Raw genomic sequence first — 22,131 nt, 5'->3', positions numbered from 1 at the left:
GGCGCTTACCCTGCAGCCTGCATGGTGGCCCACCAGTTAGCATCGGCTTCAATTTCACCTTGCTGATTGACGTGGGGGTAGGGCAGACCTTTGCGTTTTGCGACTTTCGCCAATACCGGATAGCCGCCTTCAAACAGCAGGCGTTGTTGTTCTGCTTCCGGTAACATGCTGTTTTCACGCAGATACATGCCAGCGTTTTGCCGCTGACGCTGGGCTTCGTAAAGAATGAGTGCTGATGCGACGGAGACGTTCAGCGACTGCACCATGCCGATCATCGGAATGATGATGTCCTGATCCGCCAGTGCTAACGCTTCCTGCGTGATGCCCGTTTTCTCCTGACCCATCAAAATACAGGTCGGGCGGGTGTAATCAATTTCGCGGAAATCGACGGCGTTATCAGAAAGATGTGTAGCCAGAATCTGCATTCCCTGGCCTTTCAGATGGGCGACAGCATCGCCAATGGTGCGGTGCGTTTTCACCTGTACCCAACTGTTGCTGCCAGCCGCAGCCGAGGCCATAGTGCGCATCCGGCTGCCAGGCCAGACGGCATGAACTTCATGTACGCCAACGGCATCTGCGGTACGAATGATCGCAGAAACGTTATGGGGTTTGTGAACCTGTTCCATGCAGACGGTCAGATCAGGCTGCCGCCTGGCGAGCATTTCACAGATGCGTGCATAACGTGTTGGGTTCATAAAACATTAATTTCTGTTTCGGGTGACTTTAATCACGTCTGGCATCACACGGATTTTGCGCATGATATTTGCCAGATGTACGCGATCCCGGGCGGTCAGGCGAATAAAGGCACTGTAGACGCGACCATCTTTCTCTTCCGTATTCAAACTTTGAATATTGGAATTGGTGGTGTTGATCGCCGCTGTCAGGTTTGCCAGCGCACCCTGATGGTTGAACATTTCCACCTTGATTTCAGTAATGAACTCCTGCGCCGTCTCTTTATCCCATTCCACAGCCATAAACTTCTCTGGCTCTTTCTGGTAACCACGGATGTTACGGCAGGACTCATGGTGGATCACCAGACCTTTACCGGGGCTAACATGGGCGATGATCGGGTCGCCGGGAATAGGGCGGCAGCATTTCGCAAAAGTGATTAACACGCCATCAGCGCCTTTAATCGGCAGATGCCCGTGGCTTTGGGTTGCTGGTGGAATGGAACCGTCTCCCTGCTGGAGATTCTTTGCTACCACTACGCTCATTGCATTGCCAAGACCGATTTCTGCCAGCAAATCGTCAAGCGTCGCCAGTTTCATGCGATCCAGTTCGCGCTGAATATTTTCCTGCGGGATTTCATTCAGCTTACGGCTGCCACCCAACGCGTGGTTGAGCAGGCGACGACCCAGACTGACGGAATCATCACGCTTGAGATTTTTCAGCAACTGGCGAATTTTGGCGCGTGCTTTCGAGCTGACGACAAAGTTCAGCCAGGCGGCATTCGGGCGAGCGCCCGGTGCGGTAATGATTTCAACGGTTTGTCCGCTGGAGAGTGGCTGCGACAGCGGGTAAGGCTGACGATCAACTCGCGCACCCACGCAGGCATGACCGATATCGGTATGCACCGCGTACGCGAAGTCAACAGGCGTGGCACCGGCAGGCAGTTCGACAATGCGTCCTTCCGGTGTGAAAACGTAAATCTCATCCGGGAAGAGATCGGATTTAACGCTCTCGATAAATTCAAATGAGCTACCGGCGCTCTGCTGAAGCTCCAGCAGGCTCTGCATCCAACGCTGGGCGCGGATTTGCGCAGTGGTGCTGGTCTCGCCGTGTTCTTTATAAGCCCAGTGTGCGGCAACACCCATCTCCGCCATTTGATCCATATCTTCGGTACGGATCTGGACTTCAACCGGAACGCCGTGGGGGCCAATCATTGAGGTGTGCAAAGACTGATAACCGTTCGCTTTTGGAATGGCGATGTAGTCTTTCACGCGACCTGGACGCGGCTTATACAGGCTGTGCATCTGACCGAGCACGCGATAACAGGTATCGGAATCATTGACGATCACGCGGAAGGCGTAGATATCCATGATTGAGTGAAAACGCTGCTCTTTGAGCACCATTTTGCAGTAAATCGAATAAAGATGTTTCTCGCGACCACTGACGCGACACGGTATTCCCGCTTCCTGCAAACGTCCTTCGATTTCAGAGAGGATTTTTTGGATCATCTCTTTACGGTTGCCGCGCGCGGCTTTCACCACTTCTTTAATTACGCGGTAACGGTTGGGATACAGCGCCTCAAAACCCAACTCTTCGAGTTCGGTTTTAATGTGGTGGATACCTAAACGGTGTGCCAGCGGGCTGTAAATTTCGAGAGTTTCGCGGGCGATGCGGCGACGTTTGTCTGGGCGAAGTGAGCCCAGCGTGCGCATGTTGTGGGTACGGTCTGCGAGTTTGATGAGGATGACGCGGATATCCTGCACCATCGCCATAATCATCTTGCGAAAGTTTTCGGCCTGCGCCTCTTTCTTATCGCGGAACTTGAGTTTATCAAGTTTCGACACCCCCTCTACCAGCTCGGCGACGCTTTTGCCAAAAAGCTGTTCCATGTCCTGGTAGGTGGCGGGAGTATCTTCAATCACGTCATGAAGTAGCGCCGCCATTAGCGTTTCATAGTCGAGTTTCATCTCGGCCAGAATGCAGGCAACCGCTACCGGGTGCGTGATATAGGGTTCACCGCTTGAACGTGTTTGCCCCTCGTGAGCATCACGTGCAACGAGATACGCCTGCCGCAGACGCTTAATTTGGTCTTCTGGCAGGTAGTTTTGAATCAGTTGATTCAGGCTTTCAAACAGATACAAGGGCGACCCGCTTTGTGATTAACGACGACCTTCAGCAATAGCGGTAACGGCTTGAATTTCAGCGGCTTCCTGCTCTTGCTGTTCCTGGCGTTCGCGAACGTCGAGGATCTGGTTGTTGATCAGACCTTCTTCGATTTCGCGCAGCGCGATTACTGTGGTTTTATCGTTTTCTTCCGGTACTAGCGGATCCTTTCCGCCTACCTGCATCTGACGAGCGCGACGCGCGGCGACCAGTACCAGGTCAAAACGGTTACCAATTTTCTCTACAGCGTCCTGAACAGTTACGCGTGCCATACTTAAAAAGCTCCACAGGTGAAGAAATGACTGGGCATGATACTGAAAGAAGGTTCAGTCTGCCAACAATTTGCTGATTAAAGCGTCATGACGTTGCTTTTGGCGACTCATGCGCAAGCGTTCGGCGCGAATAATGGTCTTCAGATCACCCAGTGCGGTGTCAAAATCATCATTCACAATCAAATAATCATATTCGGCGTAATGGCTCATTTCTGCAACTGCTTGCGCCATACGCTTTGCAATGACCTCTTCGCTGTCCTGACCGCGACCGCGTAGACGGCGATCCAGCTCGATTTTGGACGGCGGTAAAATAAAGATACTACGCGCATGTGGCATCTTCTGGCGAATTTGTTGCGCACCCTGCCAGTCGATATCCAGAAAAACATCTACGCCACTTGCCAGTACTTGCTCAATGGCTTCGCGCGAAGTGCCATAGTAATTACCGAACACTTCCGCGTGCTCAAGGAATGCATCTCTGCTAATCATCTCTTTAAATTCATCATGATTAACAAAGAAGTAATGCTCACCGTGTACTTCACCTGGACGCGGTGCGCGCGTGGTGTGTGAAACAGAAACCTGGGTGTCATACAACGGTTGGGTTTTTAATAAAGCCTGAATCAGGCTGGATTTACCCGCGCCACTGGGGGCAGAAACAATATAAAGCGTGCCTTGAGCCATGAGTATCTTTCGTATGTGATTAGCGAAATAAAGCCTACATACGAGCTTATTATACACGGCGCGGTCACGTGACGTAGCCCTTGCTCATACTTTTTGCGCAAAGTTGTTGCGTTTTGCGTAGCTGTTTCCGCAATTCCCTGTCATTTGCTGCAATCAGAACGATTCTCTGGAAGCGTCCTCGCACACTTCGTTTTTGCCACTCGGATTTACATTCACCACGTTGTATACCTGCCCGCCTGACTACAGCGGAGGTGATGATGAAAGTATGGATAGCGGTGTTAATGGGGATTTTGTGCTGGCAATCATCGGCGCAGGCCGTCTGCCCAGCCTGGTCGCCCGCCAGAGCGCATGAAGAAATTTCCCGCCTGCAACAACAAATAAAACAGTGGGACGATGATTACTGGAAATTAGGGAAAAGTGACGTGGAAGACAGTGTTTACGATCAGATAAGTGCCCGTCTTACGCAGTGGCAACGTTGTTTTGGTGAAGAGACGCATCGTGACGCCATGATGCCGCTTTTAAACGGCACGGTTATCCATCCGGTTGCACATACGGGCGTACGCAAAATGGCGGATAAAAATGCGTTAAGCCTGTGGATGCGTGAACGCAGCGATCTTTGGGTGCAACCAAAAGTTGATGGTGTTGCGGTAACTCTGGTCTACCGTGAGGGAAAACTGATTAAAGCGATCAGTCGTGGTAATGGTCTGAAAGGCGAAGACTGGACGCAGAAAGTACGTTCGATTCCTTCTGTACCACAATCCGTCAGCGGACCTTTAGCCAACAGTACGCTGCAGGGCGAAATATTTCTCCAGCGTGAGGGGCATATCCAACAACAAATGGGGGGAATGAATGCGCGCTCGAAAGTCGCGGGCATGATGATGCGGCAGAACAATACTGACGCGCAAAATTCACTTGGCGTGTTTATCTGGGCGTGGCCGGATGGACCGCAGTTAATGACCGAGCGATTGCAACAGCTTGCAGCCGCAGGGTTTAGTCTGACGCAGGCGTACACTCGCGCAGTCAAAAATGCTGATGAGGTTGAGCGGATACGTAATGAGTGGTGGAAAACAGCGTTACCCTTTGTTACCGATGGTGTCGTTGTGCGAGCGGCGAAAGAACCCGAATCCATCCATTGGCTACCGGGTCAGGCGAACTGGTTGGTGGCGTGGAAATATCAACCCGTGGCACAGGTTGCCGAAGTGAATGCGATTCAGTTTGCGGTGGGTAAGAGCGGCAAAATATCGGTGGTGGCGTCACTCGCGCCTGTCATGCTGGATGATAAAAAAGTTCAGCGGGTGAATATTGGTTCCGTCAGGCGCTGGCAGGAATGGGATATTGCGCCTGGCGATCAAATTCTCGTCAGTCTCGCCGGTCAGGGTATTCCACGCATTGATGATGTGGTCTGGCGCGGAACGGAACGTACTAAACCAATGCCGCCAGAAAACCGCTTTAATTCGTTGACCTGCTACTTTGCTTCTGATGTTTGTCAGGAGCAATTCGTTTCACGGCTAGTCTGGCTGGGGTCAAAACAGGTTTTGGGTCTGGACGGCATTGGTGAAGCTGGCTGGCGTGCGCTGCATCAGACTCATCGTTTTGAGCATATCTTTTCATGGCTTCAGTTAACGCCAGAGCAATTACAGAACACGCCGGGGATAGCGAAAAGCAAAAGCGAGCAGTTATGGCATCAGTTTAATCTGGCACGTAAGCAGCCTTTTATCCGCTGGGTGATGGCAATGGGAATACCCTTAACCCAGGCGGCGCTTAACGCCAGCGATTCCAGCACTTGGGAGCAAGTTTTGCAGAGAAGCGAACAGCATTGGCGGCAACTGCCAGAGACAGGATCTCGTCGTGCCAGCCAACTTATTGAATGGAAAGATAATGGGCAAATCAAGATGCTGGGCAACTGGCTGGCTGCCCAGCAGATCACAGGTTTTGTACCTTAGTGACCTTCGTGGCTGTAGTAAAAGACGGGTAAACCCAGCTTAAGACGCAGCGCCAGCAAGCGAGCGAAAAAGCCAAACACCAGAGTGGAAATAATCACCACATCATGGTTAGAGACGTAGTGTTGCAACGCGATATAGAGTACGGCGGAGGCAAATGAAACCCCAGCATACAGCTCTTTCTGAAAGACCAGCGGGATGCGTTTACAGAACATATCGCGCAAAACGCCGCCAAACACACCGGTCGTCACCGCCGCGACAACGGCAATGATCGGACCGTGCCCCATATCCAGCGCGACTTGTGCACCAATAATAGAAAAAACTACCAGCCCGAGCGCATCAAGCACCAGAAAGACTTTGCGCAGATAAGGCATCACCGGGGCAACAATAGTGGTCAGTACGGCGGCTGTGGCGACAATAATCACATATTCCGGATGCTTGACCCAACCGAGCGGATAGTGGCCCAAAAGAATATCCCGCACTGAGCCACCACCGATTGCGGTGGCGGTCGCAATGATAATTACGCCAAATGTATCCATTCGGCGTCGCCCAGCCGCCAGCGCCCCCGTCATGGCTTCGGCGGTAATACCAACCAAATACAAAATGTGTAAAAGCATGGTTCTCTCCCTAAAAATCTGTCTGGCAGGGTAGCGATTTGTGCACATTGTCACGATTGAGATTTTTTAAGGTGAGTTTGGATTGATAATTTATAGTTATGTGAAATTGGTACTTTCTGCAAAGCTAATGCATTTTTCTGATGTTGTGTTAAGAAAAATGCATTAGAAAAAGTATGGGGTTTTTGACGTTTTTTGGGTAGATGTACGTAGAGCCGCTGAAATTAACAATGGCCTACAATGCGATGCCGCTTACTCGATATTCTGAATCTGTTCGCGCATCTGCTCAATCAACACTTTCAACTCAATCGCGGAGTTCGTCACTTCGGCATTGATAGACTTCGAGGCCAGGGTGTTCGACTCGCGGTTGAACTCCTGCATCATAAAGTCCAGACGACGACCAACGGCTTCTTTTTTCTTGAGAATGTTGTAGGTCTCTTTGACATGCGCTTCGAGGCGATCCAGCTCTTCAGCAACATCAATTCGTTGCGCCAGCAGCACCAGCTCTTGCTCCAGACGATTGTTCTCCAGCTGAACCTGAGCATCTTCCAGCTTCGCGACCAGACGTTCACGCTGCCATTGCAGGATTTCCGGCATATGGGCGCGCACTTTAGCCACTTCGGCGGTGACACCTTCCAGACGCTGCTCGATCAACGCTTTCAGCGCCTGACCTTCGGTTTCGCGCGCGACGATAAAGTCGTCCAGCGTACCATCAAGAGCAGCAAGAATTTCAGCGGCAATAGCGTCGAGATCCTGTTCCTGGGCTGCCATTACGCCCGGCCAGCGCAGGATATCAACGGGGTTGATTTCCCCTTCGTCGCTCTGCATCTTTACCCAATTCGCAGCAGTTACCAGCTGTTTAGCCAGTTTTTCGTTGAGAATCAGTTCACCTTGTGCGCTGACATCTGGCTCATAGCGCAGGGTACATTCCACTTTACCGCGCGTCAGGCGAGAACGAATACGCTCGCGAACGACAGGTTCCAGGCTACGGAACTGCTCCGGCAGACGAAAGTAAGTTTCCAGATAACGCTGGTTTACCGAGCGCATTTCCCAGGTTGCGCTCCCCCATTCACCCTTGATTTCACGCCGGGCGTAGGCGGTCATACTGCGGATCATAGACGTTCCTGTTTATAAAAGGAGAGGTGGAAGGATTATAGCCATCGATGCCTTGTCAGGATAGGAATAACCGCCGGAAGTCCGTATAATGCGCAGCCACATTTGTTTCAAGCCGGAGATTTCAATATGCGTCCAGCAGGCCGTAGCAATAATCAGGTGCGTCCCGTTACCCTGACTCGTAACTATACAAAACATGCAGAAGGCTCGGTGCTGGTCGAATTTGGCGATACCAAAGTGTTGTGTACCGCCTCTATTGAAGAAGGTGTGCCGCGCTTCCTGAAAGGACAGGGGCAAGGCTGGATCACCGCAGAATACGGTATGCTGCCGCGCTCTACCCACACTCGTAACGCCCGTGAAGCGGCGAAAGGTAAGCAGGGCGGACGCACGATGGAAATCCAGCGTCTGATTGCCCGTGCATTGCGTGCGGCGGTTGATTTGAAAGCGTTGGGTGAGTTCACCATTACGCTGGATTGCGACGTACTTCAGGCCGATGGCGGCACGCGCACTGCTTCAATCACTGGTGCCTGCGTGGCGCTGGCAGATGCACTGAATAAGCTGGTTGAGAATGGCAAACTGAAAACCAACCCGATGAAAGGCATGGTGGCAGCGGTTTCGGTGGGTATCGTTAACGGCGAAGCGATTTGCGATCTGGAATACGTCGAAGACTCTGCCGCAGAAACGGATATGAACGTGGTGATGACCGAAGATGGGCGCATCATTGAGGTTCAGGGCACGGCGGAAGGCGAGCCGTTCACTCACGAAGAACTCCTCACTTTGTTGGCGCTGGCCCGAGGGGGAATCGAATCCATTGTAGCGACGCAGAAGGCGGCGCTGGCAAACTGATTTTTAAGGCGACTGATGAGTCGCCTTTTTTTTGTCTGTAGAAAAGTAAGATGAGGAGCGAAGGCATGAAACCATATCAGCGCCAGTTTATTGAATTTGCGCTTAGCAAGCAGGTATTAAAGTTTGGCGAGTTTACGCTGAAATCCGGGCGCAAAAGCCCCTATTTCTTCAACGCCGGGCTGTTTAATACCGGGCGCGACCTGGCACTGTTAGGCCGTTTTTACGCTGAAGCGTTGGTGGATTCTGGCATTGAGTTCGATCTGCTGTTTGGCCCTGCTTACAAAGGGATTCCGATTGCCACCACTACCGCTGTGGCGCTGGCGGAGCATCATGACCTTGACCTGCCATACTGCTTTAACCGCAAAGAAGCAAAAGACCACGGCGAGGGCGGCAATCTGGTCGGTAGCGCGTTACAAGGACGCGTAATGCTGGTAGATGATGTGATCACCGCCGGGACGGCGATTCGTGAGTCGATGGAAATTATTCAGGCCAATGGCGCGACGCTTGCTGGCGTGTTGATTTCACTCGATCGTCAGGAACGTGGTCGCGGTGAGATTTCCGCGATTCAGGAAGTTGAGCGTGATTACAACTGCAAAGTGATTTCTATCATCACTCTGAAAGATCTTATTGCTTACCTCGAAGAGAAGCCGGAAATGGCGGAACATCTGGCGGCGGTTAAGGCTTATCGCGAAGAGTACGGGGTTTGATAAGAAACGCCGGATGGTAGGTCATCCGGCGTCATATTACTGCAACTGCGCGGCAATCAGCGGCCAGCGGGCGTCAAAGTCATCCGTCGGGCGGTATTTAAACTCGCTGCGGACAAAACGAGACAGCATACCTTCGCAGAACGCCAGAAGTTGGCTTGCCAGCAACGTTTCATCGGTGGTGTAACCTTCACCCTCACGCATTCTCTTTTCACGCAATACCTGACGCAGCTGTGCTTCAATACGCTCGAACAGTTGGTTGATGCGTCCTTGCAGACGATCCTGTTCGAACATTAGCGCATGGCCAGTGAGGATACGGGTCAGGCCTGGATTACGTTCGCCGAAACCGAGAAGCAGCAACACAATCAGGCGCAGGCGCGCGGTAGTGTCCTTTTCATCTTTGAGAATCAGGTTAATACGAGTAATCAGGCTATCTTCGATAAACTCAATCAGGCTATCGAACATGCGGGTTTTACTGGGGAAGTGGCGATACAGAGCCGCTTCGGAAACGCCGACAGAGGCGGCCAGTTTCGCCGTCGTGATACGCTGGCTTCCATCGCTGGATTCTAACATCAACGCCAGAGACTGAAGTATTTCTTCGCGACGGTTCCTTTTCGCAGTTTGTTTTTCTGCCATGTTACAAAATACCCCTGAAAATAAGCACTTGCCAGGCGGCACCCACGCTATGACCGCAAACGAAATGTTTGCGGCGATGTTATGACGTTATTTGGATGCGTATGCGTTACTGACGACCAGAGTGACCAAAACCGCCTTCACCCCGGTCGGTGGCGTCAAAATCTTCCACCAGATTAAAATCGGCCTGTACCACCGGAACAAAAATCATCTGCGCGATACGTTCGCCAGGTTGAATGGTGAAACTGTCCTGACCACGGTTCCACACGGAGATCATCAGCTGACCCTGATAGTCGGAATCGATCAATCCCACCAGGTTACCGAGCACGATACCGTGCTTATGGCCCAGCCCGGAGCGCGGCAGCATCATCGCCGCCAGTGAAGGGTCGGCAATATGAATCGCCAGTCCGGTCGGCACTAGTGTAGTGTCGCCCGGTGCCAGTTCTACGGCGTCGTCGAGACAGGCGCGCAGGTCAAGTCCGGCAGAACCAGAAGTGGCATAAGTCGGGAGTGGAAATTCCTTCCCAACGCGCGGGTCCAGAATCTTAACGTCGATTTTCTTCATCATAACGGGTCACAATCTCGTCGAGTAATAATTGGCCAAGGAGCTCTTTTCGCTCAAGCGGTAAGATTTTATCGCCATCCTGCCAGAAAAGGTGTAATGCGTTTTTGTCGCTATTAAATCCCTGATTTTTTCTGGAAACATCGTTAGCGCAGATCAGATCAAGGTTTTTGCGGATACGTTTTTGCCGGGCGTATTCTTCCACATTATTTGTTTCGGCGGCAAATCCAACAACATAAGGCCTATGGTCTTTTAATGCGGCAACACCGGCGACAATATCGGGGTTTTTAACCATTTTTATTGTTAATTCATCACCCGGCGTAGCCTGCTTTTTGATTTTTTCGCTGGCAACGGTGGCTGTGCGGTAATCTGCGACGGCAGCACAACCGATAAATATATTTTGCTGTTGCACGGATGCCTTTACTGCGGCTTCCATCTCCAGTGCGGTTACCACATCAACACGTTTAACAAACGGTGGAGTCGGTAGCGAAACTGGGCCAGAAATCAGCGTGACGTTTGCTCCACGACGTGCAGCGGCTGCGGCAATGGCGAACCCCATCTTGCCGGAGCTGTGATTGGAGATGTAACGCACCGGATCGAGCGGTTCACGCGTCGGACCTGCGGTAATCATAATGTTCAGATGTTTCAGGTCGTTGATGGGTGAAAAATGGGCGACCGCCATATCAACAATGGTTAACGGATCGAGCATTCGCCCTGGGCCGACATCACCACAGGCCTGGCTGCCGCTATCTGGCCCCCAGATCAGCAAACCGCGCGAGGCAAGCACCTCTAAATTATGCTGGGTGGCAGCAGCACGATACATCTGCTGGTTCATCGCTGGCAGCACGGCAACAGGTGCAGGAGTCGCAAGGCAAATCGTCGATACCAAATCATTCGCCATACCGGCAGCAACACGGGCAATCAAATCTGCCGTGGCAGGGGCGAGAATCACTAAATCAGCCCATTTCCCCAACTCAATGTGGCCCATTGCCGCTTCGGCTGCCGGATCCAACAGACTGTCGGAAACGGGATACCCAGAAACCGCCTGCAAACTAAGTGGAGTGATAAAGGCTTTTGCCGCTTCGGTCATTACCACACGGACGTCGGCCCCGCGATCGCGCAAACGACGCACCAGTTCAGGGGTTTTATAGGCAGCAATACCGCCGCTGACGCCGAGAACGATTTTTTTACCGGCCAGACTCATGATGATTTTTCCTGTTGGGTGACACCAGAAGTTGGCGATTTTATCACAATACTTTTGTTGTCGTGCTTTCACCTGAGAATCACTTTGCGAGGCGCTTTCCAGTACTGAAAACTGACCGTCGATTTAATCGGTCGACCATGACAGGATGCGCTCTCCACAAAGGAGGTGAAGGTGAAAAGCAATGCAGAATTGTTGATGCCACGCGAAAAAATGCTGAAGTTGGGCATTAGCTCGTTAACGGATGTTGAACTGCTGGCGCTATTTCTGCGTACAGGAACGCGCGGTAAAGATGTGTTAACCCTGGCGAAAGAGATGCTGGAGAATTTCGGTTCTCTTTACGGATTGTTATCCTCCGAATACGAACAATTTAGTGGCGTTCATGGAATTGGTGTGGCGAAATTCGCCCAGTTAAAGGGAATTGCCGAACTGGCGCGACGTTACTACAACGTGAGGATGCGCGAAGAAAGCCCGTTACTCAGCCCAGAGATGACGAGGGAATTTTTACAAAGCCAGCTTACGGGCGAGGAGCGTGAGATCTTTATGGTGATCTTTCTCGACTCACAACACAGGGTACTTACCCACAGCAGATTGTTCTCCGGCACACTAAACCATGTAGAAGTCCATCCGCGTGAGATTGTTCGCGAAGCGATAAAAATAAACGCGTCGGCACTGATCCTTGCCCATAATCACCCTTCGGGTTGTGCTGAACCCAGTAAAGCGGATAAACTCATCACCGAACGGATAATAAAAAGTTGTCAGTTCATGGAATTACGCGTGCTCGACCATATCGTGATTGGGCGTGGAGAATATGTTTCTTTTGCCGAACGCGGCTGGATTTAACCCGCTATGCGCGATCCTTCGGGATCTTTGTCTGTTCGGGACTTGAGCACATCGCCGAGTCAGCGTATACTACGCCACCTTTGAGAATCTCGGGTTTGGCATTTGGGCCTGGCAATCGAGAGTTCACATAGAACTGCGATGACCGGGCTGTAAAGCCTGACGAGGCGCCAATACCCCATACGAAGCTCGAGCTAATTTGATTTTTGGAGAATAGACATGTCCCGAGTCTGCCAAGTTACTGGCAAGCGTCCGGTGACCGGTAACAACCGTTCCCACGCACTGAACGCGACTAAACGCCGTTTCCTGCCGAACCTGCACTCTCACCGTTTCTGGGTTGAGAGCGAAAAGCGTTTTGTCACCCTGCGCGTATCTGCTAAAGGTATGCGTGTAATCGATAAAAAAGGCATCGATACAGTTCTGGCTGAACTGCGTGCCCGTGGCGAAAAGTACTAAGTACTTAGAGGAAATAAATCATGGCTAAAGGTATTCGTGAGAAAATCAAGCTGGTTTCTTCTGCTGGTACTGGTCACTTCTATACCACTACGAAGAACAAACGTACTAAGCCGGAAAAACTGGAACTGAAGAAATTCGATCCAGTTGTTCGCCAGCACGTGATCTACAAAGAAGCGAAAATTAAATAATTCTCGCTTTAATGTAACGAAAAACCTCGCTCCGGCGGGGTTTTTTGTTATCTGTTTGCCCCCATATTGACTGCATCTGTTCATTCCCGGAGATGCTATGCCTGAATTACCAGAAGTTGAAACCAGCCGTCGCGGAATAGAACCGCATCTCGTTGGTGCGACTATTCTTCATGCGGTGGTGCGCAACGGACGCTTGCGCTGGCCGGTTTCGGAAGAAATCTACCGTTTAAGCGACCAACCAGTGCTTAGCGTGCAGCGCCGGGCTAAATATCTGCTGCTGGAGCTGCCAGAGGGCTGGATTATCATTCATCTGGGTATGTCTGGCAGCCTGCGTATCCTTCCAGAAGAACTTCCCCCTGAAAAGCATGACCATGTTGATTTGGTGATGAGCAACGGCAAAGTGCTGCGCTATACCGATCCGCGCCGCTTTGGTGCCTGGCTGTGGACCAAAGAGCTGGAGGGGCACAATGTGCTGGCTCATCTTGGGCCTGAGCCGCTTAGCGACGATTTCAACGGTGAGTACCTGCATCAGAAGTGCGCGAAGAAAAAAACGGCGATTAAGCCCTGGCTGATGGATAACAAGCTGGTGGTGGGCGTGGGGAATATCTATGCCAGCGAATCACTGTTTGCGGCGGGGATCCATCCGGATCGGTTGGCGTCATCACTGTCGTTGGCGGAGTGCGAATTGTTAGCTCGGGTGATTAAAGCGGTGTTGCTGCGTTCGATTGAGCAGGGCGGTACAACTCTGAAAGATTTTCTACAAAGTGACGGTAAACCGGGTTATTTCGCTCAGGAATTGCAGGTTTACGGGCGTAAAGGCGAGGCGTGTCGGGTGTGTGGTACGCCGATTGTGGCGACTAAACATGCGCAGCGGGCGACGTTTTATTGCCGGCAGTGCCAGAAGTAATTCATGCGAGCCGGATGGTATACCATCCGGCATAAAAGTTACGCTAATTTTGCCATCAATGCCTGATGGACATTTTCCGGCAGGAAATGGGTGACATCGCCCTGATGGCGCGCCACCTCTTTAACCAGCGATGAAGAGATAAACGACCACTCTTTTGAAGGCATCAAAAAGACACTTTCTAGTTCTGGCATTAAGTGGCGATTCATATGCGCCAGCTGCATTTCATATTCAAAATCTGCAACTGCGCGCAGGCCACGAATTAGCACCGTAGCGTGTTGATTACGCGCGAAGTTGGCCATCAAATCACTAAACCCGACCACTTCAACGTTTCCCAAATGCGCGGTTGCCTGCTGTGCCAGCGCCACGCGCTCTTCCAGGGTAAACATCGGTTTTTTACTGGGGCTGGCGGCAATCGCCAGAATAACGTGATCGAACATCTGCGTGGCGCGCGTCACGATATCGATATGACCATTAGTAATGGGATCGAAAGTACCCGGATAAATCGCCCGTTTTTGCATAACAACCTCAATGCGTTTTCGGTGGCAGGTAAGGTTCCAGCAGTTGAAGCAGACGCTGCAGCGCGCCCTGGTTTTGATACAGCACTTCAACGGCATGACGGCCATAAAAACTACGGTAATCGGCGTCGGTGAGTAAAGAGGAAATCTCTTTTGCAAGCGTAGCGGCATCAGTGACGGTAATCAGCCCGCTTGCCTGCTCCAGCCGTGCGCAAATGTCTTTAAAGTTAAAGGTATGCGGCCCCATCAGTACCGGAATGGCGTGTGCAGCGGCTTCCAGCGGATTATGCCCACCGCGTTCGACCAATGAACCGCCAACAAAAGCGAGATCGGCAATGCCATACAGCAACATCAACTCGCCCATCGTATCGCCAACTACCACTTGTGTACTGGCGGAAGGGATTTCTCCGGAAGAGCGTGTGATATAGCTTAGTCCAGCCTGGCGGACCAGGTTAATCGCATCCGGGAAGCGTTCCGGATGGCGTGGAACAAGAATGAGCAATAAATTCGGGAACTGCTTTAACAGCGCCTGATGCGCGGCAATCACCACGCTCTCTTCACCATCATGAGTACTGGTGGCAATCCATACCGGGCGATGCGGTGCCCACTGGCGGCGCAGCGTTACTGCTTTAGCAGCCAGTTGTGGCGTTACAGAGATATCGAATTTCAGGCTACCGGTAACGGTAACCTGATTGTTTTTTGCGCCCAGCGCCACAAAACGCGCGCCATCTTCTTCATTTTGGGCGGCAATCAGCGTAATACGACGCAGTAAGCGACGAACGAATTTGCCCAGTTTTGCATAACCTGCCGCAGAGCGAGCAGAAAGTCGCGCGTTGGCGATAACCAGCGGAATTTTACGTTTATGTAGCGCCGCAATCAGGTTAGGCCATAGCTCGGTTTCCATAATCAACACCAGTTTAGGGTCGACTTTATTAAGGAAACGGTTAAGCGCATCGGGCAGATCGTAAGGCAGATAAACGTGCTGAACATCTTTCCCAAACGCCGATTGTACGCGCTCCGAACCGGTTGGCGTCATGGTCGTAACAGTAATCGGCAAATCAGGGTAGCGATGACGCAGCGCGCGCACCAACGGGATCGCCGCCAGGGTTTCACCGACGGAGACGGAGTGCAGCATAATGCCGCCTGGTTTCAGCGGATGGCGGTAAAAACCGTAACGTTCACCCCAGCGTTTTCGATAGGCCGGAGCCTTACGTCCGCGCACCCAGAGCCGTATCCAGATCAACGGCTGAATAAGGTAGAGAAGGGCGGTGTAAAGCAATTCGAGCATAATAAATAGCTGACTTATGGATGTGCTGGGGATTCTATGTATTTAGCTGGGGCTTTACCATTACTTTTCCCGTTTTTGACTTAAATAGCTTCTGTTTGGTCTGATCTGCCGCGACATCTTCAGTTTTTTTGTATTTTTATGCGATTCATTGAAACTCAACCCAATTTGCAACTCTATATAGGCATCGTTCGTACCAGAATTATCTGTATATTCTTTTTTATCTGTATGATTTTTATGATTAAAAACTATTTTGTGTATAAAAAACATTCGGGTCGGATTGCTGCGAAAGAAATGATACACTAGCACGCCAAAGTAAGTGCGTTATCAGTATTCAGGTAGCTGTTGAGCCTGGGGCGGTAGCGTGCTTTTTTTCTGCTTAACTTAACCAGACAATCATACAAAAGAGTCGCTAGTGGAAAAGCCATTTCGAAATATCCTGGTCATAAAGATGCGATATCACGGAGATATGTTATTAACTACTCCTGTAATCAGTACACTCAAGCAGAATTATCCCGCTGCAAAAATCGATATGCTGCTTTACCAGGATACAATTCCGATTTTATCTGAAAACCCAGAAATTAATGCACTCTACGGTATAAGCAATAAAGGTGCGGGAACATTCGATAAAATTAAAAATGTGCTTTCGTTGATAAAAACTCTGCGTGCGAATAATTATGACCTGGTCATTAATCTTACGGATCAATGGATGGTAGCACTGCTGGTACGTTGTTTACCTGCACGTATGAAAATATCGCAACTTTATGGTCATCGGCAGCATAGTATTTGGAAAAAAAGCTTTACACACTTAGCGCCAATACACGGTACACATATTGTTGAGCGTAATTTATCGGTCCTTGAGCCATTAGGTATTACCGATTTCTACACCGACACAACAATGAGTTACGCCGAGGATTGCTGGAAGAAAATGCGGCAGGAATTAGATGCTCTGGGCGTGAAAGATCATTATGTCGTCATCCAACCGACAGCTCGTCAGATATTTAAGTGCTGGGATAACGATAAGTTTTCTATGGTTATCGATGCTTTGCAACGGCGCGGTTATCAGGTTGTGCTGACCTGTGGGCCTTCGGCAGATGATCTCGCCTGTGTAGATGAAATAGCGCAAGGCTGCCAAACAAAACCTATCACTGGCCTTGCAGGTAAAACACGGTTTCCTGAACTGGGTGCGTTAATTGATCATGCCGTACTCTTTATTGGTGTGGATTCTGCGCCAGGGCATATTGCGGCGGCGGTGAAGACGCCAGTTATTAGCCTATTTGGGGCCACTGATCATGTATTCTGGCGTCCATGGACCGATAATATTATTCAGTTCTGGGCGGGTAATTATCAACAAATGCCTACCCGGCACGAACTTGACCGCAACAAAAAATATCTTTCTGTTATTCCAGCGGAAGATGTCATTGCCGCTACGGAAAAGCTGTTGCCAGAAGATGCTCCTTCAGCTAACAGGAATGCATAATTATGATCGTGGCGTTTTGTTTATATAAATATTTTCCATTTGGTGGTCTACAGCGGGACTTTATGCGTATTGCGTCAACAGTTGCCGCACGGGGCCACCATGTTCGTGTATATACACAGTCGTGGGAAGGCGATTGTCCGGAATCATTTGAGCTTATTCGCGTACCGGTTAAATCCCATACTAACCATGGACGTAATGCAGAATATTATGCCTGGGTTCAAAACCATCTGAAGGTACATCCTGCTGATCGTGTCGTTGGGTTTAATAAGATGCCTGGGCTGGATGTCTATTTTGCCGCCGATGTCTGTTATGCCGAGAAAGTGGCGCAAGAAAAGGGATTTTTCTATCGTTTAACATCACGCTATCGCCATTATGCTGCATTTGAGCGAGCGACTTTCGAACATGGTAAATCGACGAAACTCATGATGCTGACCGATAAGCAAATCGCCGATTTCCAGAAGCATTACCAGACTGAACCAGAACGTTTTCAAATTCTTCCCCCCGGCATCTATCCGGACAGGAAATACAGCGAGCAAATCCCAAACAGTCGTGAAATATATCGTCAGAAAAATGGCATAACCGAACAACAAAATTTATTGCTACAGGTTGGGTCAGATTTCGGTCGTAAAGGTGTGGATCGCTCAATTAAGGCTTTGGCATCGTTACCGGAATCATTACGCCACAATACGCTTTTGTTTGTCGTTGGTCAGGATAAACCACGCAAATTTGAAGTGCTGGCAGAAAAACTTGGGGTACGTAGCAACGTGCATTTCTTTTCCGGGAGGAATGACGTGTCTGAATTAATGGCTGCGGCAGATCTCTTACTGCATCCCGCTTACCAGGAAGCTGCAGGTATTGTTCTCCTTGAGGCGATTACCGCTGGATTACCTGTTTTGACCACCGCAGTATGTGGATACGCGCATTATATTGCAGATGCTAATTGTGGAGCAGTTATCGCGGAACCATTCCGTCAGGAAGAATTAAATGCGATCTTACGCAAAGCGTTAACACAGCATTCGTTACGAATGGCCTGGGCGGAGAATGCTCGCCATTATGCCGATACTCAGGATTTGTACAGCCTGCCAGAGAAAGCCGCAGATATCATTACAGGTGGTTTAGATGGTTGAATTAAAAGAGCCGCTTGCCACACTTTGGCGTGGTAAAGATGCTTTTACAGAAGTTAAAAAACTGAATGGCGAAGTCTTTCGCGAACTCGAGACACGTCGAACATTACGTTTTGAACTGGCTGGGAAAAGCTATTTCCTTAAATGGCACAAAGGTACGACCTTAAAAGAAATTATAAAAAACCTGCTCTCATTGCGTATGCCAGTTTTAGGCGCAGACAGAGAGTGGCACGCTATTCATCGACTGCATGATGTCGGTGTTGATACGATGCACGGCATAGGGTTTGGTGAAAAAGGGTTAAATCCATTAACCCGCACATCATTTATTATTACCGAAGATCTCACTCCTACGATTAGCCTTGAAGATTATTGTGCAGATTGGGCAATTAATCCTCCTGATATACGTGTTAAGCGTATGCTGATTACACGAGTGGCAACCATGGTGCGTAAAATGCACGCAGCAGGAATAAATCACCGTGATTGTTATATCTGCCACTTTTTGCTTCATTTACCGTTCACTGGCCGGGAAGATGAATTAAAAATTTCGGTAATAGACCTGCATCGTGCGCAGATACGGGAAAAAGTACCACGTCGTTGGCGGGATAAAGATTTGATTGGTCTATATTTTTCATCGATGAATATTGGCCTGACGCAAAGAGATATATGGCGATTTATGAAGGTTTATTTTGGGATGCCTTTACGCGAAGTTTTATTACAGGAAGTTAACTTGATTAAAAAAGCAGAAGTTAAGGCGCAAAAAATAAAAGAAAGAACATTAAGGAAAAAGCTTTAAATATTCATTGCTTATAATAAGGGTTTAAAAATTGTTAAATCTTAGAAGCTTCGTTGCTAAGAAACAAGATTTATTTCGACACGAAATATCGAATGTTAAACATTTGCATATCGCATTATGCTTTGACCGTGGTTTCATAATGCCGGCGGGCGTTGCATTATATTCAATTATTTCAAATAATAGTAATATTAATCTGCATTTTCACCTTCTTGTTTCAGGAATAAGCGAAAGCGAATGCTCAATATTTTTAGAGCTAGAGGGACCAAATACGGCAATATCAATATATCATGTGACAGATAAATTTGACATTAATCCTGACACTCTGGTTCTGGGAATTCCTTTATCAACATGTTTGCGTTTTTTAATTCCAGAAGTTGTCGATGATAAAATAACAAATATACTTTATCTTGATTGTGATATTATATGTAATGGTTCTTTATATGAACTCGTTGATTACGATTTAAAAGATTATATAGCATGTGTCATCTCTGACTCACCAGATATGCAAGATCGTGTGAAAAAATTAGACTATGGTATTGATTTTATAAATTATTTTAATGCTGGAGTTATGCTTATTAATATCAGCGCGTGGAAAAAAGAAAATATAACACAAAAGGCGCTGGAGATGATCAACAATGGGAAGGTATATAGGTACGCAGACCAGGATGTGTTAAATATTTTGCTCAATGGACGCTTATATTACATCGATAAAAAATATAATAATAAAACAACATTATCAGTAATATGTGATCAAGAACAAAAAAACTTATCCAACACAATCATAATGCATTATGTCACTCAAAATAAACCATGGTATAAAATATTTAGAGCCAAAAACTTTGAACATTATTTTTATAATTCACCGTGGAAATATCATAAAAGGATGTTAGCACCATCATCAAGTGATATTAGGTTAAAAGCTAAAGTATATTGGGCCGAAGGGAAATATAGCAAAGCCATTTCTTACTATTACCATTATCTTCGCGCTAAATTATTCGGTGTGAAAATTTAGATGGAAAATTAATATAATTATGAAAATAGCGTTTATCGGCGAAGCTGTTTCAGGATTTGGTGGTATGGAAACAGTCATTCGAGATGTTATTACCACCTTCAGACAACAAAATATCCAAAGTGAAATGTTTTTCTTTTGCCGTAACGACAAAATGGATAAGGGATGGCTGGAAGGTATTAAGTACTCGTGTTCATTTTCCAACATTCGCTTAGGTTTTTTACGTCGGGCGAAGCATATTCATGCTTTAAGCAAATGGCTTCAGGATTATCAGCCAGATGTTGTTATTTGTATTGATGTGATCTCATGTTTGTATGCGGCAAAAGCGCGTAAAAAATCTGGAGTTGATGTACCTGTATTTTCATGGCCGCATTTTTCTTTAGATCATAAAAAACATGCTGAATATATCACCTGTGCCGACTATCATTTAGCAATCAGCTCCGGTATTAAACAACAAATGATTAACCGGGGTGTACCAGAATCGACGATAAACGTTATTTTTAACCCTGTCGAAGCGAAAGATTCCGTCATTCCCGCACCCGAGGAAGGTGAAACGGCAACCTTCATTTATGTCGGGCGCATGAAATTCGAAGGTCAAAAGCGCGTAAAAGATCTGCTTGATGGCTTATCACAAGTGCAAGGTGACTGGAAACTTCATGTATTGGGAGATGGTTCCGATTTCGAAAAATGCCAGGCTTATGGTAGAGAGTTAAATATTGATGATCGAATTGTCTGGTATGGTTGGCAACAACATCCCTGGGAATTAGTTCAGCAAGATATTAAAAAAGTGAGTGCGTTATTACTCACGTCATCTTTTGAAGGTTTCCCTATGACTCTACTTGAAGCCTTATCGTGGGGGATTCCTTGTATCAGTGCAGATTGTATCTCCGGGCCTGCTGACATCATCCAGCCTGATGTTAATGGTCATTTATATCAACCGGGTGATATGACCGGTTTTGTCGCTCTTCTCAATAAATACGTAGCCGGTGAAATTCACATCGAACATGAAAAAATTCCGGCATCGATTGATAAGTTTTACCAGCAGAAATATTACGACAGATTACAAAACATAATTATTTCTGTTATTTCCCGGAGGGAATGATGCAGCAAGTTTTTTTCCAGGAGACTGAGTTTCTCAATTCAGTTATTGATTACAATTATAAAGTGGAAACAGAAAATCTTTGTCTGGATATTGCTTATGGAACTGACAAAAATTTTCTTTTTGGTTGCGGAATTTCGATTGCTTCAATATTAAAATATAATGAAGGAAATCGCTTATGTTTCCATATTTTCACTGATTATTTTTGTGAAGATGAACAGAAATATTTTGATGCTCTGGCTCAGCAATATAAAACCAGGATTAAGGTATATTTAATTAATGGCGATCGGCTCCGTTCATTGCCAAGTACCAAGAACTGGACTCATGCAATTTATTTTCGTTTTGTTATTGCAGATTACTTTATCAATAAAACACCTAAAGTTCTATATCTGGATGCAGATATCATTTGTCAGGGAACTATAGAACCACTTATTAATTTCACGTTTCCTGATCATACAGTCGCAATGGTTGTTACCGAAGGACAAAATGACTGGTGGGAAAAACGTGCACACTCGTTAGGTGTTGTGGGGATTGCTAAAGGTTATTTTAACTCCGGTTTTTTATTGATCAATACTAACCAATGGGCAGTTGAGCAGGTTTCTGCACGAGCCATTACAATGTTAAATGATCCGGAAATAGTAAAAAAAATAACACATCCTGATCAGGATGTATTAAATATGCTACTGGCAAATAAACTTATTTTTGCTGATATAAAATACAATACCCAGTTTAGTTTAAATTATCAGCTCAAAGAAAGTTTTAAAAATCCAGTAACCAGCGATACTATTTTTATCCATTATATTGGTCCGACCAAGCCCTGGCATGATTGGGCCTGGGATTATCCTGTATCACAAGCCTTTATGGAGGCAAAAAATGCTTCGCCATGGAAGAATACGGCGTTGCTGAAACCAAACAATAGCAATCAATTAAGGTATAGCGCAAAACATATGCTGAAAAAGCATAGATATCTAAAAGGATTTAGCAATTATCTTTTGTATTTTATTAAAAAGATAAAGCATTAAACTGGGAATCTATAAAGT

At 48.0% G+C, this 22,131-nt stretch carries 24 protein-coding genes; 13 read left to right on the top strand and 11 right to left on the bottom strand.

Annotation, left to right across the window (positions count from 1 at the left end):
• Window positions 1-5 precede the first annotated feature (5 nt).
• From trmH to gmk, 4 genes are read right to left on the bottom strand one after another with little or no spacing between them, the layout of a single operon-like run.
• Window positions 6-695 (bottom strand): tRNA (guanosine(18)-2'-O)-methyltransferase TrmH, encoded by a 690-nt coding sequence (trmH, locus tag C3D30_RS15365; protein ID WP_001070180.1) that lies wholly within the window; start codon window positions 693-695, stop codon window positions 6-8.
• 6 nt (window positions 696-701) lie between these two features.
• Window positions 702-2,810, bottom strand: a complete 2,109-nt coding sequence (spoT, locus tag C3D30_RS15360) for a bifunctional GTP diphosphokinase/guanosine-3',5'-bis pyrophosphate 3'-pyrophosphohydrolase (protein WP_000280472.1) — start codon at window positions 2,808-2,810, stop codon at window positions 702-704.
• A gap of 18 nt (window positions 2,811-2,828) precedes the next feature.
• Entirely contained in the window at window positions 2,829-3,104 is a 276-nt protein-coding gene (gene rpoZ, locus C3D30_RS15355) for a DNA-directed RNA polymerase subunit omega (RefSeq protein WP_000135057.1), read from the bottom strand.
• Between the two features lie 54 nt (window positions 3,105-3,158).
• Window positions 3,159-3,782: a guanylate kinase gene (gene gmk, locus C3D30_RS15350; RefSeq protein WP_010344504.1), complete on the bottom strand. Its 624-nt coding sequence runs from the start codon at window positions 3,780-3,782 to the stop codon at window positions 3,159-3,161.
• Between the two features lie 257 nt (window positions 3,783-4,039).
• Between gmk and ligB the strand changes: the two genes are divergently transcribed.
• Window positions 4,040-5,725: an NAD-dependent DNA ligase LigB gene (gene ligB / locus C3D30_RS15340; protein WP_105287090.1), complete on the top strand. Its 1,686-nt coding sequence runs from the start codon at window positions 4,040-4,042 to the stop codon at window positions 5,723-5,725.
• Here ligB and C3D30_RS15335 read toward each other — a convergent pair.
• Entirely contained in the window at window positions 5,722-6,339 is a 618-nt protein-coding gene (locus C3D30_RS15335; protein WP_000924289.1) for a trimeric intracellular cation channel family protein, read from the bottom strand. The genes ligB and C3D30_RS15335 overlap by 4 nt on opposite strands.
• A 249-nt stretch (window positions 6,340-6,588) precedes the next feature.
• Window positions 6,589-7,452 (bottom strand): YicC/YloC family endoribonuclease, encoded by an 864-nt coding sequence (locus tag C3D30_RS15330; protein ID WP_000621334.1) that lies wholly within the window; start codon window positions 7,450-7,452, stop codon window positions 6,589-6,591.
• 126 nt (window positions 7,453-7,578) lie between these two features.
• On the opposite strand from C3D30_RS15330, the gene rph reads away from it, so the two are divergent.
• Window positions 7,579-8,295, top strand: a complete 717-nt coding sequence (gene rph, locus C3D30_RS15320) for a ribonuclease PH (RefSeq protein WP_001247086.1) — start codon at window positions 7,579-7,581, stop codon at window positions 8,293-8,295.
• Window positions 8,296-8,360: 65 nt separating this feature from the next.
• Window positions 8,361-9,002 (top strand): orotate phosphoribosyltransferase, encoded by a 642-nt coding sequence (pyrE, locus tag C3D30_RS15315; RefSeq protein ID WP_000806178.1) that lies wholly within the window; start codon window positions 8,361-8,363, stop codon window positions 9,000-9,002.
• A 36-nt stretch (window positions 9,003-9,038) separates the two neighbouring features.
• Here pyrE and slmA read toward each other — a convergent pair whose 3' ends face one another.
• The 3 genes from slmA to coaBC all read right to left on the bottom strand — a co-directional run bounded on the left by slmA (window position 9,039) and on the right by coaBC (window position 11,398).
• The gene (slmA, locus tag C3D30_RS15310; RefSeq protein WP_000818603.1) at window positions 9,039-9,635 is read right to left on the bottom strand and encodes a nucleoid occlusion factor SlmA; all 597 of its coding nucleotides are present in this window, start codon (window positions 9,633-9,635) and stop codon (window positions 9,039-9,041) included.
• A gap of 106 nt (window positions 9,636-9,741) precedes the next feature.
• Window positions 9,742-10,200 (bottom strand): dUTP diphosphatase, encoded by a 459-nt coding sequence (dut, locus tag C3D30_RS15305; protein ID WP_000976068.1) that lies wholly within the window; start codon window positions 10,198-10,200, stop codon window positions 9,742-9,744.
• Window positions 10,178-11,398 carry a bifunctional phosphopantothenoylcysteine decarboxylase/phosphopantothenate--cysteine ligase CoaBC gene (gene coaBC / locus C3D30_RS15300; protein ID WP_000050164.1) on the bottom strand — a complete coding sequence of 407 codons (1,221 nt, stop codon included), beginning with the start codon at window positions 11,396-11,398 and terminating at the stop codon, window positions 10,178-10,180. The genes dut and coaBC overlap by 23 nt, the downstream gene beginning before the upstream one ends.
• Window positions 11,399-11,569: 171 nt before the next feature.
• On the opposite strand from coaBC, the gene radC reads away from it, so the two are divergent.
• The 4 genes from radC (at window position 11,570) to mutM (ending at window position 13,786) form a co-directional block, all read left to right on the top strand.
• Entirely contained in the window at window positions 11,570-12,238 is a 669-nt protein-coding gene (radC, locus tag C3D30_RS15295; protein ID WP_010356042.1) for a RadC family protein, read from the top strand.
• 216 nt (window positions 12,239-12,454) lie between these two features.
• Window positions 12,455-12,691 (top strand): 50S ribosomal protein L28, encoded by a 237-nt coding sequence (gene rpmB / locus C3D30_RS15290; protein WP_000091955.1) that lies wholly within the window; start codon window positions 12,455-12,457, stop codon window positions 12,689-12,691.
• A gap of 20 nt (window positions 12,692-12,711) precedes the next feature.
• Window positions 12,712-12,879: a 50S ribosomal protein L33 gene (gene rpmG, locus C3D30_RS15285; RefSeq protein WP_001051798.1), complete on the top strand. Its 168-nt coding sequence runs from the start codon at window positions 12,712-12,714 to the stop codon at window positions 12,877-12,879.
• 97 nt (window positions 12,880-12,976) lie between these two features.
• Window positions 12,977-13,786: a bifunctional DNA-formamidopyrimidine glycosylase/DNA-(apurinic or apyrimidinic site) lyase gene (mutM, locus tag C3D30_RS15280; RefSeq protein WP_016159945.1), complete on the top strand. Its 810-nt coding sequence runs from the start codon at window positions 12,977-12,979 to the stop codon at window positions 13,784-13,786.
• Window positions 13,787-13,824: 38 nt separating this feature from the next.
• On the opposite strand, the gene coaD is transcribed toward mutM, so the two are convergent.
• The gene (gene coaD / locus C3D30_RS15275) at window positions 13,825-14,304 is read right to left on the bottom strand and encodes a pantetheine-phosphate adenylyltransferase (protein WP_001171866.1); all 480 of its coding nucleotides are present in this window, start codon (window positions 14,302-14,304) and stop codon (window positions 13,825-13,827) included.
• 7 nt (window positions 14,305-14,311) lie between these two features.
• On the bottom strand, window positions 14,312-15,589 hold the full coding sequence (gene waaA / locus C3D30_RS15270; protein WP_000891556.1) for a lipid IV(A) 3-deoxy-D-manno-octulosonic acid transferase: 1,278 nt from the start codon (window positions 15,587-15,589) through the stop codon (window positions 14,312-14,314).
• Window positions 15,590-16,001: 412 nt separating this feature from the next.
• On the opposite strand from waaA, the gene rfaQ reads away from it, so the two are divergent.
• Genes rfaQ through waaO form a run of 6 tightly spaced genes read left to right on the top strand, consistent with a single transcriptional unit; the run spans window position 16,002 to window position 22,113 of the window.
• Window positions 16,002-17,066 carry a lipopolysaccharide core heptosyltransferase RfaQ gene (gene rfaQ / locus C3D30_RS15260; RefSeq protein WP_010351059.1) on the top strand — a complete coding sequence of 355 codons (1,065 nt, stop codon included), beginning with the start codon at window positions 16,002-16,004 and terminating at the stop codon, window positions 17,064-17,066.
• 2 nt (window positions 17,067-17,068) lie between these two features.
• Window positions 17,069-18,193: a lipopolysaccharide glucosyltransferase I gene (rfaG, locus tag C3D30_RS15255; RefSeq protein WP_105287088.1), complete on the top strand. Its 1,125-nt coding sequence runs from the start codon at window positions 17,069-17,071 to the stop codon at window positions 18,191-18,193.
• Window positions 18,186-18,983 (top strand): lipopolysaccharide core heptose(I) kinase RfaP, encoded by a 798-nt coding sequence (rfaP, locus tag C3D30_RS15250; protein ID WP_105287087.1) that lies wholly within the window; start codon window positions 18,186-18,188, stop codon window positions 18,981-18,983. Before rfaG ends, rfaP begins: the two co-directional genes overlap by 8 nt.
• A gap of 31 nt (window positions 18,984-19,014) precedes the next feature.
• Window positions 19,015-19,995, top strand: coding sequence for a glycosyltransferase family 8 protein (locus tag C3D30_RS15245; protein ID WP_021551653.1), 981 nt, complete (start codon window positions 19,015-19,017; stop codon window positions 19,993-19,995).
• Window positions 19,996-20,014: 19 nt separating this feature from the next.
• Window positions 20,015-21,094 (top strand): lipopolysaccharide 1,6-galactosyltransferase, encoded by a 1,080-nt coding sequence (gene waaB / locus C3D30_RS15240; protein ID WP_105287086.1) that lies wholly within the window; start codon window positions 20,015-20,017, stop codon window positions 21,092-21,094.
• The gene (gene waaO, locus C3D30_RS15235) at window positions 21,094-22,113 is read left to right on the top strand and encodes a lipopolysaccharide 3-alpha-galactosyltransferase (protein WP_105287085.1); all 1,020 of its coding nucleotides are present in this window, start codon (window positions 21,094-21,096) and stop codon (window positions 22,111-22,113) included. The genes waaB and waaO overlap by 1 nt, the downstream gene beginning before the upstream one ends.
• The last annotated feature ends 18 nt before the right edge of the window (window positions 22,114-22,131 follow it).

This window comes from Escherichia sp. MOD1-EC5433 (assembly GCF_002966005.1).
Taxonomy (GTDB): domain Bacteria; phylum Pseudomonadota; class Gammaproteobacteria; order Enterobacterales; family Enterobacteriaceae; genus Escherichia; species Escherichia ruysiae.
This window is presented reverse-complemented; position numbering and strand designations above follow the sequence as displayed.

Coding starts and splice junctions, on each gene's coding strand:
- trmH (WP_001070180.1), bottom strand. CDS start 695: ATGAACCCAACACGTTATGCACGCATCTGTGAAATGCTCGCCAGGCGG.
- rpoZ (WP_000135057.1), bottom strand. CDS start 3,104: ATGGCACGCGTAACTGTTCAGGACGCTGTAGAGAAAATTGGTAACCGT.
- gmk (WP_010344504.1), bottom strand. CDS start 3,782: ATGGCTCAAGGCACGCTTTATATTGTTTCTGCCCCCAGTGGCGCGGGT.
- ligB (WP_105287090.1), top strand. CDS start 4,040: ATGAAAGTATGGATAGCGGTGTTAATGGGGATTTTGTGCTGGCAATCA.
- C3D30_RS15335 (WP_000924289.1), bottom strand. CDS start 6,339: ATGCTTTTACACATTTTGTATTTGGTTGGTATTACCGCCGAAGCCATG.
- C3D30_RS15330 (WP_000621334.1), bottom strand. CDS start 7,452: ATGATCCGCAGTATGACCGCCTACGCCCGGCGTGAAATCAAGGGTGAA.
- rph (WP_001247086.1), top strand. CDS start 7,579: ATGCGTCCAGCAGGCCGTAGCAATAATCAGGTGCGTCCCGTTACCCTG.
- pyrE (WP_000806178.1), top strand. CDS start 8,361: ATGAAACCATATCAGCGCCAGTTTATTGAATTTGCGCTTAGCAAGCAG.
- slmA (WP_000818603.1), bottom strand. CDS start 9,635: ATGGCAGAAAAACAAACTGCGAAAAGGAACCGTCGCGAAGAAATACTT.
- dut (WP_000976068.1), bottom strand. CDS start 10,200: ATGATGAAGAAAATCGACGTTAAGATTCTGGACCCGCGCGTTGGGAAG.
- coaBC (WP_000050164.1), bottom strand. CDS start 11,398: ATGAGTCTGGCCGGTAAAAAAATCGTTCTCGGCGTCAGCGGCGGTATT.
- rpmB (WP_000091955.1), top strand. CDS start 12,455: ATGTCCCGAGTCTGCCAAGTTACTGGCAAGCGTCCGGTGACCGGTAAC.
- rpmG (WP_001051798.1), top strand. CDS start 12,712: ATGGCTAAAGGTATTCGTGAGAAAATCAAGCTGGTTTCTTCTGCTGGT.
- mutM (WP_016159945.1), top strand. CDS start 12,977: ATGCCTGAATTACCAGAAGTTGAAACCAGCCGTCGCGGAATAGAACCG.
- coaD (WP_001171866.1), bottom strand. CDS start 14,304: ATGCAAAAACGGGCGATTTATCCGGGTACTTTCGATCCCATTACTAAT.
- waaA (WP_000891556.1), bottom strand. CDS start 15,589: ATGCTCGAATTGCTTTACACCGCCCTTCTCTACCTTATTCAGCCGTTG.
- rfaG (WP_105287088.1), top strand. CDS start 17,069: ATGATCGTGGCGTTTTGTTTATATAAATATTTTCCATTTGGTGGTCTA.
- rfaP (WP_105287087.1), top strand. CDS start 18,186: ATGGTTGAATTAAAAGAGCCGCTTGCCACACTTTGGCGTGGTAAAGAT.
- waaB (WP_105287086.1), top strand. CDS start 20,015: ATGAAAATAGCGTTTATCGGCGAAGCTGTTTCAGGATTTGGTGGTATG.
- waaO (WP_105287085.1), top strand. CDS start 21,094: ATGCAGCAAGTTTTTTTCCAGGAGACTGAGTTTCTCAATTCAGTTATT.